General features: G+C 55.3%; 15 protein-coding genes and 2 riboswitches. Of the genes, 7 read left to right on the forward strand and 8 right to left on the reverse strand.

Annotation, left to right across the window (positions count from 1 at the left end; genetic code table 11):
* The first annotated feature begins 92 nt into the window (after positions 1 to 92).
* The gene (locus tag NMUL_RS01075; RefSeq protein WP_011379568.1) at positions 93 to 920 is read left to right on the forward strand and encodes a symmetrical bis(5'-nucleosyl)-tetraphosphatase; all 828 of its coding nucleotides are present in this window, start codon (positions 93 to 95) and stop codon (positions 918 to 920) included.
* Here NMUL_RS01075 and NMUL_RS01080 read toward each other — a convergent pair.
* The 8 genes from NMUL_RS01080 to gcvT form a co-directional block, all read right to left on the reverse strand.
* Positions 841 to 1656 (reverse strand): lysophospholipid acyltransferase family protein, encoded by an 816-nt coding sequence (locus NMUL_RS01080; protein ID WP_049783047.1) that lies wholly within the window; start codon positions 1654 to 1656, stop codon positions 841 to 843. The two genes, NMUL_RS01075 and NMUL_RS01080, sit on opposite strands and share 80 nt — an antisense overlap.
* Before the next feature lie 111 nt (positions 1657 to 1767).
* Positions 1768 to 2226, reverse strand: coding sequence for an outer membrane lipoprotein (locus NMUL_RS01085; protein ID WP_011379570.1), 459 nt, complete (start codon positions 2224 to 2226; stop codon positions 1768 to 1770).
* A 12-nt stretch (positions 2227 to 2238) separates the two neighbouring features.
* Positions 2239 to 3174 carry a carbohydrate kinase family protein gene (locus tag NMUL_RS01090; RefSeq protein WP_011379571.1) on the reverse strand — a complete coding sequence of 312 codons (936 nt, stop codon included), beginning with the start codon at positions 3172 to 3174 and terminating at the stop codon, positions 2239 to 2241.
* 26 nt (positions 3175 to 3200) lie between these two features.
* On the reverse strand, positions 3201 to 4712 hold the full coding sequence (gene gcvPB / locus NMUL_RS01095) for an aminomethyl-transferring glycine dehydrogenase subunit GcvPB (RefSeq protein WP_258039193.1): 1512 nt from the start codon (positions 4710 to 4712) through the stop codon (positions 3201 to 3203).
* Positions 4713 to 4865: 153 nt separating this feature from the next.
* Positions 4866 to 5363, reverse strand: coding sequence for a thiol peroxidase (gene tpx / locus NMUL_RS01100; protein ID WP_011379573.1), 498 nt, complete (start codon positions 5361 to 5363; stop codon positions 4866 to 4868).
* 56 nt (positions 5364 to 5419) lie between these two features.
* Complete coding sequence (gene gcvPA / locus NMUL_RS01105) at positions 5420 to 6778, reverse strand: aminomethyl-transferring glycine dehydrogenase subunit GcvPA (protein ID WP_011379574.1); 1359 nt, start codon at positions 6776 to 6778, stop codon at positions 5420 to 5422.
* 90 nt (positions 6779 to 6868) lie between these two features.
* Positions 6869 to 7258, reverse strand: a complete 390-nt coding sequence (gcvH, locus tag NMUL_RS01110; RefSeq protein WP_011379575.1) for a glycine cleavage system protein GcvH — start codon at positions 7256 to 7258, stop codon at positions 6869 to 6871.
* A 41-nt stretch (positions 7259 to 7299) separates the two neighbouring features.
* Positions 7300 to 8382 (reverse strand): glycine cleavage system aminomethyltransferase GcvT, encoded by a 1083-nt coding sequence (gene gcvT / locus NMUL_RS01115; RefSeq protein WP_011379576.1) that lies wholly within the window; start codon positions 8380 to 8382, stop codon positions 7300 to 7302.
* Between the two features lie 41 nt (positions 8383 to 8423).
* Positions 8424 to 8531: riboswitch (glycine riboswitch) on the reverse strand.
* 21 nt (positions 8532 to 8552) lie between these two features.
* Positions 8553 to 8639: riboswitch (glycine riboswitch) on the reverse strand.
* Positions 8640 to 8923: 284 nt separating this feature from the next.
* On the opposite strand from gcvT, the gene NMUL_RS14775 reads away from it, so the two are divergent.
* From NMUL_RS14775 to ptsP, 6 genes are all read left to right on the forward strand, one after another.
* Positions 8924 to 10636, forward strand: coding sequence for an AAA family ATPase (locus NMUL_RS14775; protein WP_011379577.1), 1713 nt, complete (start codon positions 8924 to 8926; stop codon positions 10634 to 10636).
* Positions 10637 to 10755: 119 nt separating this feature from the next.
* Positions 10756 to 12051 (forward strand): glutamate--cysteine ligase, encoded by a 1296-nt coding sequence (gene gshA, locus NMUL_RS01125; protein ID WP_011379578.1) that lies wholly within the window; start codon positions 10756 to 10758, stop codon positions 12049 to 12051.
* A gap of 262 nt (positions 12052 to 12313) precedes the next feature.
* A complete protein-coding gene (gshB, locus tag NMUL_RS01130) occupies positions 12314 to 13264 on the forward strand; it encodes a glutathione synthase (protein ID WP_011379579.1) in 951 nt (316 codons plus the stop codon).
* A 40-nt stretch (positions 13265 to 13304) separates the two neighbouring features.
* Entirely contained in the window at positions 13305 to 13697 is a 393-nt protein-coding gene (locus NMUL_RS01135; protein WP_011379580.1) for a PTS sugar transporter subunit IIA, read from the forward strand.
* 3 nt (positions 13698 to 13700) lie between these two features.
* Positions 13701 to 13970: an HPr family phosphocarrier protein gene (locus NMUL_RS01140; protein ID WP_011379581.1), complete on the forward strand. Its 270-nt coding sequence runs from the start codon at positions 13701 to 13703 to the stop codon at positions 13968 to 13970.
* Complete coding sequence (gene ptsP, locus NMUL_RS01145; RefSeq protein WP_011379582.1) at positions 13967 to 15694, forward strand: phosphoenolpyruvate--protein phosphotransferase; 1728 nt, start codon at positions 13967 to 13969, stop codon at positions 15692 to 15694. Before NMUL_RS01140 ends, ptsP begins: the two co-directional genes overlap by 4 nt.
* The last annotated feature ends 99 nt before the right edge of the window (positions 15695 to 15793 follow it).

Here is a 15793-nt window from a genome sequence, read left to right on the forward strand (position 1 = left end):
GCGATGGGGAGAATTTCATATCGCCCTTGTTTTTTCAAGATAACCGGTTCATTTCGTTGCCTTCAGCCTGTTGGTAATCGTTTTTCCATCTCATGGCCATTTACGCAGTCGGTGACTTGCAAGGTTGCTATCGCGAGTTCCGGGAACTCCTCGACCTGGTTCGTTTCGACGAGACGAAAGACAAGCTGTGGCTGGTGGGAGACCTGGTCAACCGGGGACCGGACTCGCTCTCGGTATTGCGCTTCGTAAAAGAGTTGAACGACTCTGCAATAATGGTACTGGGCAATCATGATCTGCATCTGCTCCTGGTTGCGGAAGGGTGCGCGGAGCTAAGCCGGAGCGATACCTTGCAGAACATCCTCGATGCACCCGATCGGGATGAATTGCTCGATTGGCTGCGGCGACAGAAGCTGTTGCATGTGGACGGAAACTACGTCATGGTGCACGCCGGCCTGTTGCCTTCCTGGAGTATCGAACAGGCGCAAGTGCTTGCTGCGCTGGTAGAGAGCGCCTTACGGGGAAGCGAATTCCATGAATTCTGCCGTCAGATGTACGGGAACCGGCCGGACCACTGGAATGAAACCCTCCACGGATATGAACGCCTGCGTGTAATCGTCAATGCCATGACGCGGATGCGCGTGTGCACTCCCCATGGAAGAATGGATTTTGCCCACAAGGGTTCGGTCAAGGACATTCCTCCCGGCTATTTGCCCTGGTTCGACGTGCCGGAGCGAGCCAGCCGGAAGGCAACCGTCATCTGCGGTCATTGGTCAGCTCTGGGTCTAGAGATCAGGGCCAATCTGATGGCGCTCGATACCGGGTGCTTATGGGGAGGCAGTCTTACGGCTGTTCGTCTGGAGGATCGGAAGGTTTTCCAGACGGAGTGTGGGGCAGGGGGAGCGACAAGGCATTGGCAATAGCGTGCTCCGCGCTTCTTGCAAGCTCGCGGCGATTTTTCCCATGACTATCGATCGCCTCCGTAAAGACGAGTTCGACATCGATATGTGGCTGGCTCAATACTTGTCTTACCGATTCAAGTAATGAGATACGAAAGTATGCCGCAGCCTTGCTGATGTTACCCGCCGTGTCGGTGTAGCGGATTGCCACCGGATGCAGCATCGCCGACACGGTCACGGCGGGTTGCAGCAACGAGGCATGGAAATGATGGAGTACGGTGCCATCGCTGGTACCGCCCTCGGGAAATACCGCTACCCGGTCGCCGTTGTTGAGCGCCTCTGAAATGTGGTCGTTTATTCTGGCCGTGTCTCTGCGCTTCGTGCGCTCGATGAACAAGGTGCCCACATTATTGCTCAGCCAACCAAACAGGGGCCAGCCCCGGATTTCAGATTTTGCGACAAACCGGGCGGGGCATACGCTGATAATCGAATACACGTCCAGCCAGGATACATGATTAGCCGCCAGCATTACGCGCTGGGTTCCCGCGGCAGGCAATATTCCTTGATGGCGCACCCTGACTCCCAGAATTGAAAGAAGCCGCACTGACCATTTTTGCGCCATGCGTCTCTGGGTCCTTTGACCGACATGCGGATAGATCGCGGATTGAATCAATCCGGAAGCGATGTGAAGCAGAAGACGAGTCCAGCGTACTGCTCTTGTCAGCGGGCTGGCGGTGAGACTGGTTGTAACGTTGGGCATGCCGTAATATTAGCGCATTCCGGACGCGGGAATCGATGCAACCGGAAGCTGAAATTCACATCCTGCCTGATGCTGAAGGTCATCTAAGGGGTGCCTGATTGATAACGGGGCCTAATGGGTAACGCGCGAGACTCCGCCACCCGATAAAATCCTTACCCGGTCGCCGGGCCTGAATTCTTCATCGGCCGCCTGCGTGATGGCAACAAGGGAACCGTTGTCGAGTCTCACCGTAATTTCAACGCCCTTCCGGCCGGTTACACCTTCCTCTGCCACCTGGCCGAGCAGACCTCCGCCCACTGCTCCGGCAAGGGCTCCCAGGGCGCCGAGCCACCCATGGGCAATCTGAGCGCCACCGATTCCACCGGCGACCCCCCCTGCTACTGTCCCGATACCACTGCGCGTGCCTTCCAGTCTTACTTCACGCACGCTTTCGATCACCCCCGTTCGCACGCTCTGCTCCTGCCGCGCCTCGCCGCGAGCATAGTCGCCCCCCCCTTGTCCTGCTACGCAGCCGTTCAAAAGCAGCGCACCTGAGCAGAGGAAGGTTATGGCTAGAATGTGCTGTTTCATTGCCCTCTCATTCTATAGAATGCGGTTTCCGAAAACCTCATAGTAGCGCTGGTCGATCTCATCCCGGCTGAAGCGGTGGTTCTGTCCACCACGCTGGCCGATTTTCAGTGCCCCCATGAGCGAACCGAGGCGTCCGGCGCTTTGCCAATCCATTCCCTTGGCAATTCCATAAAGCAAGCCTGCCCGATATGCATCGCCACACCCCGTGGGATCAGCCACCCTGTCCGGCTTAACGCACGGAATCTCGATCTGTTGACCATCCGCATAAACCGTCGATCCTTGTGCCCCCTTTGTGACAATCAATCCCTTTACAAGTTTCGCCAGCGCCTCCAGCGTAAGACCGGTTCGTTCCTGCAGCAACTGCGCCTCATAATCGTTGGCGGCGACATAGTCCGCCTTGCGGATGAAATCGAGCAACTCTTCGCCATTGAACATGGGCAGCCCCTGGCCCGGGTCGAACATGAAGGGAATACCTGCTTCATGAAATTCGCGCGCATGCTGCAACATGCCGTCGCGCCCATCGGGCGCTACAATGCCGAGGCTCACGTTTTCCGCAGCAGCGATGTGATTTTCATGCGAACTGTTCATTGCTCCCGGATGAAAAGCGGTTATCTGGTTGTCGGCCAGATCCGTAGTGATGAACGCCTGGGCAGTGAACGAGCCTTGGATGTGCCGTATATGTGTTTGCACCAGATTCAGATCTGAAAGGCGTTTCGCATATGGCTCATAGTCATCCCCCACCGTCGCCATAATGAGGGGGGAGCCTCCCATCATCTGTAAATTGTAGGCAATATTGCCGGCACAGCCGCCAAATTCCCTGCGCATATCCGGTACCAGGAAAGCAACGTTCAGTATGTGAATTTTCTCCGGCAGGATATGGTTCCTGAAATGATCGCCGAAAACCATAATGGTGTCATAGGCGATGGAGCCGCAAATGAGTGTATGCATGGGAGGCGCCCGGAAAGTCTGAATCGTTAAGCTACGCTTACGGTTGGGATCGGGGTGAGGGTTTCAGTCCTGGTTATGTTGCGCGTGGGTGCTTTCCAGGCCAGATCCAGCTCGCGTGCGGCCTTTACGTCATCCAGCCGGCGGACGGGCGTGGTATGAGGCGCGCTTTTCACCAGGTCCGGCTGCGTACGGGTTTCCTCCAGGATTTCCTTCATTGCTGTTACGAAGGCGTCCAGCGTCTCCTTTGATTCGGTTTCAGCGGGTTCAATCAGCAGGCATTCCGGCACGAGGAGCGGAAAATAGGTCGTTGGAGCATGGTAACCCTTATCCAGCAGACGCTTGGCGAGATTCATCGCGGTGACGCCAGTTTTTTCCTTCAGGTCCTTCAGGGTAACGATAAATTCATGACTGGCCCTGCGGTTGGGATAGGCGATCTCGAAACCCGCCTTTCGCAGTTCAGCCATCAGGTAGTTGGCGTTAAGCGCCGCAAACTCGGCCACTCGATGCATGCCTTCCGCCCCCAGCAGACGCACGTACACATAGGCGCGCAACAGAACGCCTGCGTTACCCATGTGCGCCGAAAGCCTTCCGATCGATTGCGGTATATCCTTCTCCGTCTGCCAGCGATAGGTTCCGTTTTCAAATGCCACTATAGGTACAGGCATAAACGGCAACAGCCTCGGTGCGACGCCCACCGGGGCCGAGCCCGGGCCTCCACCGCCGTGCGGAGTGGAAAACGTCTTGTGAAGATTGATGTGAATGACGTCAAAGCCCATGTCGCCTGGCTTGACCTTACCAAGTATGGCGTTCAGGTTTGCGCCATCGTAATAGAGCAATCCGCCTGCCTGGTGGACAATCCTGCTCATCTCGGCGACGTTCTCTTCAAATACACCGAGCGTGGAAGGATTGGTCAGCATCAGCCCAGCCGTTTTCGGGCCGACCGCGGCTTTCAGGGCAGCCATGTCCACATTACCTTCCTTGTCGGTGGCGATCTCGACGACTTTGTAGCCGCACATGACCGCTGTAGCAGGGTTGGTGCCATGCGCCGCATCGGGAACGATGATTTCGGTTCGGGCCGTGTCCCCCCGCGACTCGTGATAGGCGCGTATCATTGCGATGCCGATCAGCTCGCCCTGTGCTCCCGCCATGGGCGTAAGGCTTACCCCGGCCATACCGGTTACATCTTTCAGAATTTCCTGCAGCTCGTACATGCACGCAAGAAATCCCTGGCCGGTGCTTTCCGGCGATCTGGGATGGCGCGCCAGAAACTGGGGCAGCATCGCGAGGGAGTTGCACGCCCTTGGGTTGTACTTCATCGTGCAGGAACCCAACGGATAAAAATGCGTGTCTATCGAAAAATTCTTTTGCGACAGCCGGGTGTAGTGGCGCACTGCGTCCATCTCCGACACTTCAGGCAGCAGCGGCAGGGTCTTGCGCAACAGCTTCTCCGGAATATCCGTTGCTTCCGCAGCTTTCGGAGATTGGGAATAATTGCGCCGGCCAGGGCGAGAATGTTCAAATATCAGCATGGGTTCAATCCGGTGTTTGCTAAGTGAATGTGTTGAAAGATATTGACAGGCAGGAGTCCGACTTCCTCTGCCTCAGAGCCGCGAGTAGGAGGGCGCGTATTCCGCAGGCGCCGGATACCCCCTCATCGACCAAAGGCGATGCATTCCACATGTCGGTCCTGTTCAGGATTCCAGTGCCTTCAGCGCCGCCTCATAATCCGGCTCTTCCTTGATTTCCGGGACAAGTTGCGCATGGGTGACCTTGTCGTTTTCATCCAGGACCACGACAGCCCGGGCCGTGATCCCCGCAAGAGGACTGTCCGTAATCGCCACCCCGTAGTTTTTCATGAATTCCGCCCCGCGCATCGTGGAAAGCGGTACCACCTTGTCGAGTCCTTCCATGTCGCAAAAGCGGCTCATTGCGAAGGGCAGATCGGCAGCAATGATCAACACCACCGTGTTTTCCATATTGCTGGCCTGCTCGTTGAACTTGCGGGTGGACATGGCGCAGACCGGGGTATCAAGGCTGGGAACAATGTTGAGCACTTTTTTCTTGCCCGCAAAATCGGCCAGGGTGACATCTTTCAAATCCCTGTTTACCAGAGAGAAATCGGGTGCCTTGTCGCCTACCTTGGGGAAGGTGCCTTCAACTTTGATGGGATTGCCGGCTAGGGTAACCATACTGTTTCTCCTTTAAGATGTGGGATGGCTGCTAAACGTCCAATGCGATATCGGTGCTATGAATTCCTGATGACTTCGCCCAGTTGCGTGACATAATTTTCCATGTCCCCGGACGTTTTCGTTTCGGTTGCGCACACCAGCACGGCATCTCCAAGTTCCGGATAGTACTCCTTGAGATTGAGTCCACCCAATATCCGTCGGGCTTCGAGTGCCTGCAATACACTGGCAGAGGGACGAGGCAGGGAGATAACCGCTTCATGGAACACGGGCCCGCTGAATACTCTTTTCACGCCCTTCAGCTTTTCCAGTTTTTCCAGTAATGCTGCCGTATTTGCATGCGACTGGGCAGCAGTCCGGCGCAAGCCTTCCGGGCCCAGCAAGGCCAGGTAGATGGTTGCGGCCGTAACCATGAGTCCCTGATTGGTACAAATATTGGAGGTGGCCTTGGATCGCCGGATGTGCTGTTCCCGCGCCTGGAGCGTAAGAACGAAGCCATCGCTACCTTCCTGATCCGTCGTGCGACCGATAATGCGGCCGGGCATCTGGCGCACCAGGGGCTGTTTGCAGGCCATAAAACCGAAATACGGTCCTCCACTGGACAAGGGAATGCCCAATGGCTGCCCTTCACCGACGGCAATGTCTGCCCCTTTCTCGCCCCACTCGCCGGGTGGAGTCAGCATTGCCAGTGCCATGGGATTCACGACGGCGATGGCAAAAGCATCTCTGCTCTGAGCCCAGTCGGTCAGCGTATCGACATCCTCAAGCACGCCGAAAAAGTTCGGCTGGGGAATCACGAGCGCTGCGAATTCTTCGCTGCCAAAGTTTTTCAGCCCGTCCAGCGAAGTCTGCCCGGAAAGTTTGTCGTAGGGAACCTCCACCACCTCAATTCCCTGGTTTTTGACAATGGCGCGTACCACACTGCGATAGACGGGATGCACGGTCTGCGGGATCAAAATCCGGCGCGAGGTCCGATGCGAACGCACCGCCATCAGGGCGGCTTCCGCCAGGGCCGAGGCACCGTCGTACATGCTGGCGTTGGAAACATCCATTCCCGTCAGCGACGCCATCATGGTCTGGTACTCATAGAGCAATTGCAGGGTGCCCTGGCTGGCCTCCGCCTGATAAGGCGTATAGGAGGAGTAGAATTCCCCCCGCGTGGCAATCTGCCAGACAGCCGCCGGAATATGGTGCTCATAAGCACCCGCACCGATGAAATTCAGGTAGCGTCCATCCTGCTCGGCGCGCTCCAGCATCAAACGCGATATTTCCATTTCGCTCAAGCCGGGCGGCACCCGCTTCAGGCTTCCGGTCTTCAGCGCGGGTGGAATTTCATCGAACAGCTCATCAATGCTGTTTGCGCCAATGCTCGCGAGCATGGCTTGTATATCTTCTTCAGTATGTGGAATGAACGGCATGATTTGTTCCGTGAATCATCGGTGAGGCGTAAAAGGCAGGGAAATGACAGCGGGAGCAAGGCCCCGTTCCATTTCCCTCAAGTGATTTGATTAATGGTCTTCGCTTTCGAGCAGTTTCTGGTATCCGGCAGAATCGAGCAATTTTTCCAGATCAGCGGTGTTTGCCGGTTTCAGTCTGAAAAGCCAGGCCGCATACGCGTCCTGGTTGATTTTTTCCGGAGCGGAGGCGAGTTCCGGATTAGCGGCGGTGACTTCTCCCGTAATCGGCGCGTAAACATCGGCTGCCGCCTTTACCGATTCAACTACGGCACATTCATCCCCTTGCTTGAGCTGGCGGCCCACTGCGGGGGTTTCAACGAATACCATGTCCCCGAGCAACTCCTGAGCATGCTGGGTAATACCGATAGTTGCCGTGCCGTCATCTTCGAGACGCACCCATTCATGGGATTTCGTGTATTTCAGATCATTCGGAATACTCATGTCTTTGCTCCAGAATTAAATGATAGTGCTTTGCCGTTTCATCAAACGAGAATCTTGCCATTGCGGACGAAAGGATATTTCACGACCTTCGCTTTCAGCCGTTTATCCCGAACAACGACCTGAACTTCGTCTCCGGGAGAGACGTCCAGAGGCAGGCGCGCCAGAGCAATAGACTGATTGAGTGTGGGCGAGAAGCCTCCGCTGGTAATTTCACCCTCGCCCCCGTCGTTTTGTGTAACCACCTTCTGATGGCTGCGCAATACTCCGCGATCCAACAACACCAGCCCAGTCAGTTGCTGGGTGACGGGCCTGTCCAGAAGCGCCTGCTTCCCGATGAAGTCGCGATCGCTCTTCAAATCCACCGTCCAGCCCAGCCCCGCTTCCAGGGGGTTGATGGTTTCATCCATATCCTGCCCGTAAAGGTTCATGCCCGCTTCGAGCCGGAGCGTATCTCTTGCCCCCAAGCCGGCGGGGGCCACTCCCGCGGCGTGAAGTTTATTCCAGAAATTCGTGGCATCGGCTGCGGGAAGCGTAATCTCGAAACCGTCTTCTCCGGTGTAACCTGTGCGGGCGATAAAGTACTTGTCAAAAAAGGCTGCCTGGAACAGCTTCAGATTCTCCGTGTCCGTCTGAGAGCCCGGAAGTACCTGCCACACCTTGGCGCGGGCGTTGGGGCCTTGCACTGCGATCATCGCTAGATCCCTGCGGGGCGTGATTTCAAGACCGGGGGCAATACGGTCGCGTTGCGAAAGCATCCATGCCATATCCTTATCGGCGGTCCCTGCATTGACCACCATCCGGAAATGCGATTCCGTCAGAAAATAGATGATAAGATCATCTATTACTCCGCCGTCGGGGTTGAGCATGCAGGAGTAAAGCGCCTTGCCTAGCTGCGTCAGTTTGTCTATATTGTTGGCAACCAGTTGCCGCAGGAACGCGCGCGCGCTCTCTCCCTCGATGTCGACGGCGAGCATATGGGACACATCGAACATGCCCGCATCGCTGCGCACCTTGTGGTGCTCATCAAGCTGCGAACCGTAATGCAGGGGCATGTCCCAGCCGCCAAAATCCACCATCTTGGCGTTCATATCGCGGTGGGTTTGATTTAGAGGAGTTGTTTTCACAGATCGATATCCCAAAAAAAAGGTGAGGTCATGCCTGATGACCTCACCCCTCTGTCCTTTTTACCTGAGAGATTACGGGCAGGATTTTCCCTGCTCCGTCTGCCCCTTCGGTGGCCAGCCCAATGCCGGCACTCTCCAGATTGCCTTTTCGCAAGCGGTTATCAGGGATCAAGATCGACATGATCTGCGCCTGAGCGATTCCGGGGGGTTGCGCCTTCGGCGGCGATGATGAGTTCGCGCTCTTCCGCTTGGATATAAATGGCGAAATTCGAACTATACCCTAGCATGCGGGATCAATACAAGGTTTAAAGCTCCTTTGGAACTCCTTTAGAAGATAAGCTCCCGGATGTCCCCCCGTTCCGTTTTGTATAGATGGTTTTGTATAGATGGTTTTGTATAGATGGGATATAAGGTTCATCGAGGAATTTTATGTTCCATAGTGTATCTTATTCAGAATTCCTGATTAGAGTTCTTGACAGCTGCCAAGCGGCCCTAATACTACGGAACACACCCTCCAGGCGGATCGGACAACGAGGCGGCAATGTATCTTGATCATTTCGGTTTATCCAGGCAGCCATTTTCTCAATCGCCAGCCATTGATCGTAACTGTTTCTATGAAGGAGGAGGGCGGGGCGCAACTCTGGATGCCCTTATTTATGTATTGACGCACGGCGAAGGCGAAGAGGGCATGATTACTCTCACCGGCGAATCGGGTAGCGGCAAAACCGTGCTATGCCAGGCGTTGATTAAATGGCTGTCCGACAGCATGCGGGTTATTTATTCTGCAAAGAAAAACCCGTCGCAGGAAGCTTTACTGAATTCCATAATGGACGAATTGAAGTTTCAATCGGAGAAAGAAGGTCTGCTTCTTCCACCCTCGCCAACTGATGGCGATGAACTGCAGGAGATTCTTGCCGCCGTGCAGGCGGGCGACAGGCAAGTCGTGTTGCTGATAGATGAGGCGCATACTCTGCCGGCAGAAACGCTGGAAGCGCTGGGGCTGTTATACGAGCGGGCATCGTCCCACCATAAATTGTTGCAGATCGTTCTGGTGGGTGAGCCGGGGCTGGAACGCACCCTGGCTTCACAGCAGCTTACCAAAATCAGAAAAGCAATTCGCCATCAGTATGTTTTGCAGCTACTGGATCGCGAAGCCGCCCGCGAATATCTGCTCTACCGGATGAGCACGATCGCAGGTTATGAAGGGCCCGACATTTTTTCACCCGCTGCGCTGCGGTTGATCGACGTTGCCGCCGGCGGATTGTTGCGCCAGCTGAATGTGATCGCCGACAAGTCGCTGATGGCAGCGTTTCTGGCGCAAGCTTCGAGCGTGGAGGCGGTTCATGTCAGAAAAGTGATAACCGATCTCGGGCTCAAACCCCCTCTCGATTGGAGGGACAAGCGCAATCGTCCCAATTTCGTGGGACATCTTATAGCCGGAGCGGGTGCCACATCCTGTGCGGCAGTCGTAATAGTGCTGGGTGTCGCGGGTTGGCAAGCCTCGCATCCTCAACCGGCAGGCATCGGCAACACCTCTGCTTCCTTGCCGTTTGAAGCGGCGGCGCCGTCAACATTGTCTGCCCCCACTGTCACGATTTCTCCCACAACGATCGCGACCACTCGCTCAAACGTTCTCGCAAACACTCCATCTTCTTCTTCCATTTCCGCCGCCACTTCGCTTCCTTCCAGCGGGAGTAACAAGGAGTCCGGGGGAAAGATGACATCTGCCAGCACCACCCCCGGCAAGATTGCTACGGATAAGGCCGGTACGGACAAGGCAAATAAGGAAACTGCCGCCAGGATCGGAACTGATAAAACGCTTCCCGGAAGCGGAAAGGCCGCGGCGACAGGCGCGGCTCCACAAAGCGGGCTTGCTGCCGAAGGTCAGCCCGCCGGAGATGCAGCAAACACTATTGCAGGAGTCGATCTGGCGGGGTACAGGCTGCTGAAGCAACGGGTTGAGGCGACCCTCGGAGCTTTCTCCAAGGCGGACCGGAATCTGTACACTATCGTGCTGTACACCACCAGCAATGCCCAGCCTGATCGCATAGAGCGCTTTCTGGCGCGCGCCCGCGCGCTGGTCGAATTGTCGAATGTTTATGTTTACCCCCTTTCCAGGAACAGGAGCGGGTTTATTGTCACCTATGGCCTTTACCCGGACGAGTATGAAGCGAGCATGGCGGTGGCTGGGCTTCCCGAGAAATACCAGACCGCTTTCGATCCGGAATTGCGTACCCTGGGTGAACTGAAATAATCTGCATCAGACCAGACATTGCCCGCGTGCCCCAGCTTTATGGCTTTATGGAAGGGGCGGCTTATTCCCTGCTTTCCTGATGTTACAATCGCCGTTTCCTGTTGATACCCGCTTCCTTCATGCCTACGCCCCACCTTGATACTGCCTTGAGCGGCCCCATTCTTGATCTTGAAAGATGCATCCTCAATGCCATGCCTTCGATCGAGCAATGGTTGCGCAATGAATGGCAGACGCATGCTGCGCCTTTTTACTGCTCCGTGGATTTGCGCAATAGCGGGTTCAAGCTGGCGCCCGTCGATACCAACCTGTTTCCAGGCGGCTTCAATAATCTAAACCGCGAATTCATGCCCTTGTGCGTCCAGGCGATGATGGCGGCAATCGATAAAATCTGTACCGGCGCGCGCAGCGTACTGCTGATTCCGGAAAGCCACACGCGCAATATTTTTTATTTGCAAAATCTGGCGGCCTTGCACGCAATCATGCGGCATGCCGGCATTCATGTCCGTATCGGAACGCTGCTCCCTGAGATCACCGCACCCACTGCGCTCGACCTGCCCGGTGGAAACAAGCTCACGCTCGAACCCATTCAGCGGAAGGGCAATCGGGTCGTTCTGGAAGATTTCGATCCTTGCGTCGTGCTTCTCAATAACGACCTTTCCACCGGCACCCCGGCCGTCCTGCAGAATCTCGAGCAGACGGTCATTCCTCCCCTGCATGCGGGATGGACCAGCCGGCGGAAATCCCATCATTTCACTGCCTATGATAACGTTTCGCAGCAGTTTGCGAGCCTGATCGGTATTGACCCGTGGCTTATCAATCCTTATTTCGCTTCCTGCGGAAAAATCAATTTTCGCGAGAAAAAGGGTGAAGACTGCGTGGCCAATACGGTGGATGAAATCCTGCACCAGATCCGGGAGAAATATGCCGAGTATGGAGTCAGGAAAGATCCCTTCGTGATCGTAAAGGCCGACGCCGGTACGTACGGAATGGGGATAATGACTGTAAAAGATGGCGCGCAAGTACGTACACTCAGCCGGAAACAGCGCAACAAGATGGCGGTCGTAAAAGAAGGATTGGAGGTGACCGACATCATGGTGCAGGAAGGGGTTTATACGTTTGAGAATGTCGACGATGCGGTGGCGGAGCCCGTCATCTATATGATCGATCGCTATGTCGTCGGTGGTTTCTACCGGGTGCATACCGAGCGGGGCGTTGACGAGAATCTCAACGCCCCCGGTATGCATTTTGTACCCCTGGCATTCGAAGATACCTGTCTGCTACCGGATCGGGAAGCGCAGCCGGGTTGCAGCGCCAACCGGTTTTATGCTTATGGCGTCATAGCCAGGCTCGCTTTACTGGCGGCTGCACAAGAACTGGAAAAAAGTGAGGCGAGAATCGAAGCGATCATGGCTTAGCCCAGTCTCATTCATTCATTTTCTCGGGATTTTCCTTTGGGAAGTTCCTCTGAAAAAGAATCCCAAAAATGGACAGCGGCTTATCTGCAGGGGGAGTTCGTTAAAACCGCACCGGTTTGATGAAAGGGGCAAGCAATCTGCCCAGATGCTATGCTGATAACAGCCTCTCGCACATTTTGGTTTGATAACGCACGTTTTGCTCACTCTCCCGCCCCTGATGGCTCTTCTTCATCCCATTCTCATATAATTCCCCTGCTGACTCATGAGATTTGCCTTTGTTCTTGATCACCTCGATTCAATCAAAACGCGCAAGGATTCGAGCGTGGCCATCATGCGCGAGGCGGCAGCAAGGGGCCACACTTTATTCTCCATGCAACAGGGAGATCTCGCCTGGCAGCGAGGGAATACGGTCGGTTTCGCGCGCCCGCTCGAATTGACCGGGGAGGACTCTCAGGGACGGCTGTGGTACCGGGTGGATGAGCCGGAAGAAATACCGCTCCAGGAATTCGATGCCGTACTGATGCGCAAGGATCCGCCATTTGATATGGAGTATATCTACAGCACTTACTTGCTGGAACTGGCTGAAACGCGCGGTGCGCATGTCATCAACAGCGCGCGCGCAATCCGTGACCATAACGAGAAGCTTGCGGTGGCCAAGTTTTCCGAATATGCCGTGGAAACGCTGGTAACGCGAAGCGAAAGCCTGCTTCGCCATTTTCTTGCGGAGCACGATGACATCATTCTCAAGCCGCTTGACGGCATGGGGGGTGCAAGCGTGTTTCGTGTTCACCGGGAGGATCACAATATCGGGGTGATAATAGAAACATTGACGCACTACGGTACAAAGACCATCATGGCTCAACGGTATATCCACGAAATCACCGATGGAGACAAGCGCATCCTGTTGATCGCGGGCGAGCCCGTCCCTTATACACTTGCCCGTATCCCGAAGCCCGGAGAATTCCGGGGTAATCTGAATGTGGGGGCTACCGGCATCGCTCAGCCACTCAGCCCGCGGGATCGTGAGATTGCCGAAGCACTTGGTCCCGTGTTGTTCAATGAAGGTTTGATGCTGGTGGGACTGGATGTCATCGGGGATTATCTTACCGAGATCAATGTCACCAGTCCTACGGGTATGAGGGAAATTTCAGACCAGACCGGCTTCAATGTGGCTGCAATGATGGTGGACGCCCTCGAAATGATGCCGCGTTGATCCATTCCATTGTCTTCTTGTTGCCCGAGCTGACAATACCATGATCGGAATTCTGATTATTTCCCACGGTAATCTGGGAGAAAGCCTTGTTGAGAGCGCCAACCACGTGATGGGAAAGAAATTGCCAAACCTGGCGCATATCGGCATTCATCCTGAGGATGATCCCGACGTTATCCTTTCAAAAGCAGTGGGATCGATAAGAGAACTAGATAGCGGTGAGGGCGTGCTGGTATTGAGCGACATCTGCGGCGCAACCCCATGCAATATAGCCACCCGGCTCGTTGCTTCCACAGAACGGGTGATATGTCTTGCGGGAGTGAATCTGCCCATGCTGGTGCGGGCCCTTACCTATCGGGCCGAGCCGTTGGAAGGGGTGGCGGAGAAGGCGCTGGCAGGCGGACGGGACGGTGTTTTTCGTATAAACCCAAGTTGATAAATGCAATATAAAGAGATCAAGATCCTGAACAAACTGGGGATGCACGCCCGTGCCTCCGCCAAATTCACCCAGTTGGCCAGCCGATACCGGAGCGATGTGTGGTTGTCACGAAACGATCGCAAAGTCAATGCAAAAAGCATCATGGGCGTCATGATGCTGGCTGCGAACCAGGGCGCGACCCTGATCATCGAAACTGCGGGTGAGGACGAGATTGAGGCAATGCAGGCCTTGGTACAGCTGATCGAGGATCGCTTCGGAGAAAGCGAATGAGCTTTGTACTGCATGGGGTGGGCGTTTCGGAAGGTATCGCCATAGGCCATGCTCATCTTGCGTCTCATGCCGCGCTGGAAGTCGCCCACCACGTCGTGCCCGAGGATCAGGTCACCAATGAAATCTCCCGGCTGGACACCGCTTTCACAACCGTTCGCAAAGAGCTTCAGGCATTGCACGACACGGTCGTCAGCGGTCCGGCGGCTGCCGAATACGAAGCATTTCTCGATCTGCACCGGATGATTCTGGATGATCCCACGCTCTCGACTGCGGCAAAAGCGTATATTGCCCAGAATCAGTGCAATGCCGAATGGGCCATTACCCAGCAGATGGGGGTATTGATGGCGCAGTTCGAGGAAATAGAAGATCCCTATCTGCGCGAACGTAAAACGGACGTCATCCAGGTGGTGGAGCGCGTTCTCAAGGTATTGCTGGGGCATCCCGGATATATTCCCCCTTCGCAAAAGCGGGATGGCGACAGTGTCCTGGTAGCGCACGACTTGAGTCCGGCCGATGTGCTTCAATATAAGCAGTATTCGTTTACTGCATTCCTGACGGATCTTGGCGGCCTGACTTCGCATACCGCCATTGTCGCCCGCAGCCTGAACATCCCCTCCGTCGTCGCGCTTCACCATGCCCGCCGCCTCATCCGGGAAAATGACATTCTGATCGTGGATGGCAACCAGGGTGTGGTCATCGTGGACCCGGACGAGCATGTGCTCGCGGAATATCGGCTGCGCCAGAGCGAGCTGGAGCTGGAAAAACAGAAACTCAAGCGCTTGAGGACGACGGTCGCGGCGACGCTGGATGGCACGGTAGTGGAACTGTATGCAAATATCGAGTTGCCGCAGGACGTCGATCAGGTCAAAGAAAATGGAGCGACCGGCGTCGGCCTCTTTCGGAGCGAATTCCTGTTCCTCAATCGGGACAGCTTGCCTGATGAGGAAGAGCAATTCGAAGCTTATCGAACCGTGGCGCGAAAAATGCGGGGAATGCCGGTAACGGTGCGCACGTTCGATCTTGGCGCGGACAAGAACCTGGATCATGCCAAACGGGTGGCTGCGAATCCCGCCCTGGGCCTGCGAGCCATCCGGCTGAGCCTGGCCGAACCCCAGATGTTCAATATCCAGTTGCGCGCTATTTTACGTGCTTCGCGCTATGGGCAGATCCGGATTCTGGTGCCGATGCTTTCCAATGTTGCTGAGATAACGCAGACGCTGCATTTGATCCAAAGCGCCAAACAAAGCCTGCGTAACGAAAAGATTCCTTTTGACGAAAAAGTGCAGGTGGGAGGAATGATAGAAATTCCAGCCGCTGCGCTGAGTCTTGACATTTTCATGCGCAAGCTCGATTTCCTGTCAATCGGCACCAATGATCTCATCCAGTATACGCTGGCGATAGACCGCGCCGATGACACTGTCGCGCACCTCTATGATTCGCTGCACCCGGCGGTGCTGCGGTTGGTCGCGCATGTCATACGCAGCGCGAACCGTGCAAGCATACCGGTGTCCGTGTGCGGCGAGATCGCAGGGGATGTGGTGTTTACCCGTCTGCTGCTCGGTTTCGGCTTACGCGTGTTTTCCATGCACCCCGTCCAACTGCTGACCGTAAAACGTGAAGTCTTGCGGGCAAATCTGCCCGACCTCATTCCGATCACTCAAAAAATACTGAAAACCGCTGATCCGGAGAAAATTCACGCACTGCTGGCGAAGCTCAACGCTTGAACGATCGTTCCCTGTTCCATTTCACCGAATGCCGATGCATATGAGCAGCGTGTACGACTATAATTGCCGGTTACAATCAGGCGATGCGATTATTTGAAA

This window comes from Nitrosospira multiformis ATCC 25196 (genome assembly GCF_000196355.1).
Taxonomy (GTDB): Bacteria; Pseudomonadota; Gammaproteobacteria; order Burkholderiales; family Nitrosomonadaceae; genus Nitrosospira; species Nitrosospira multiformis.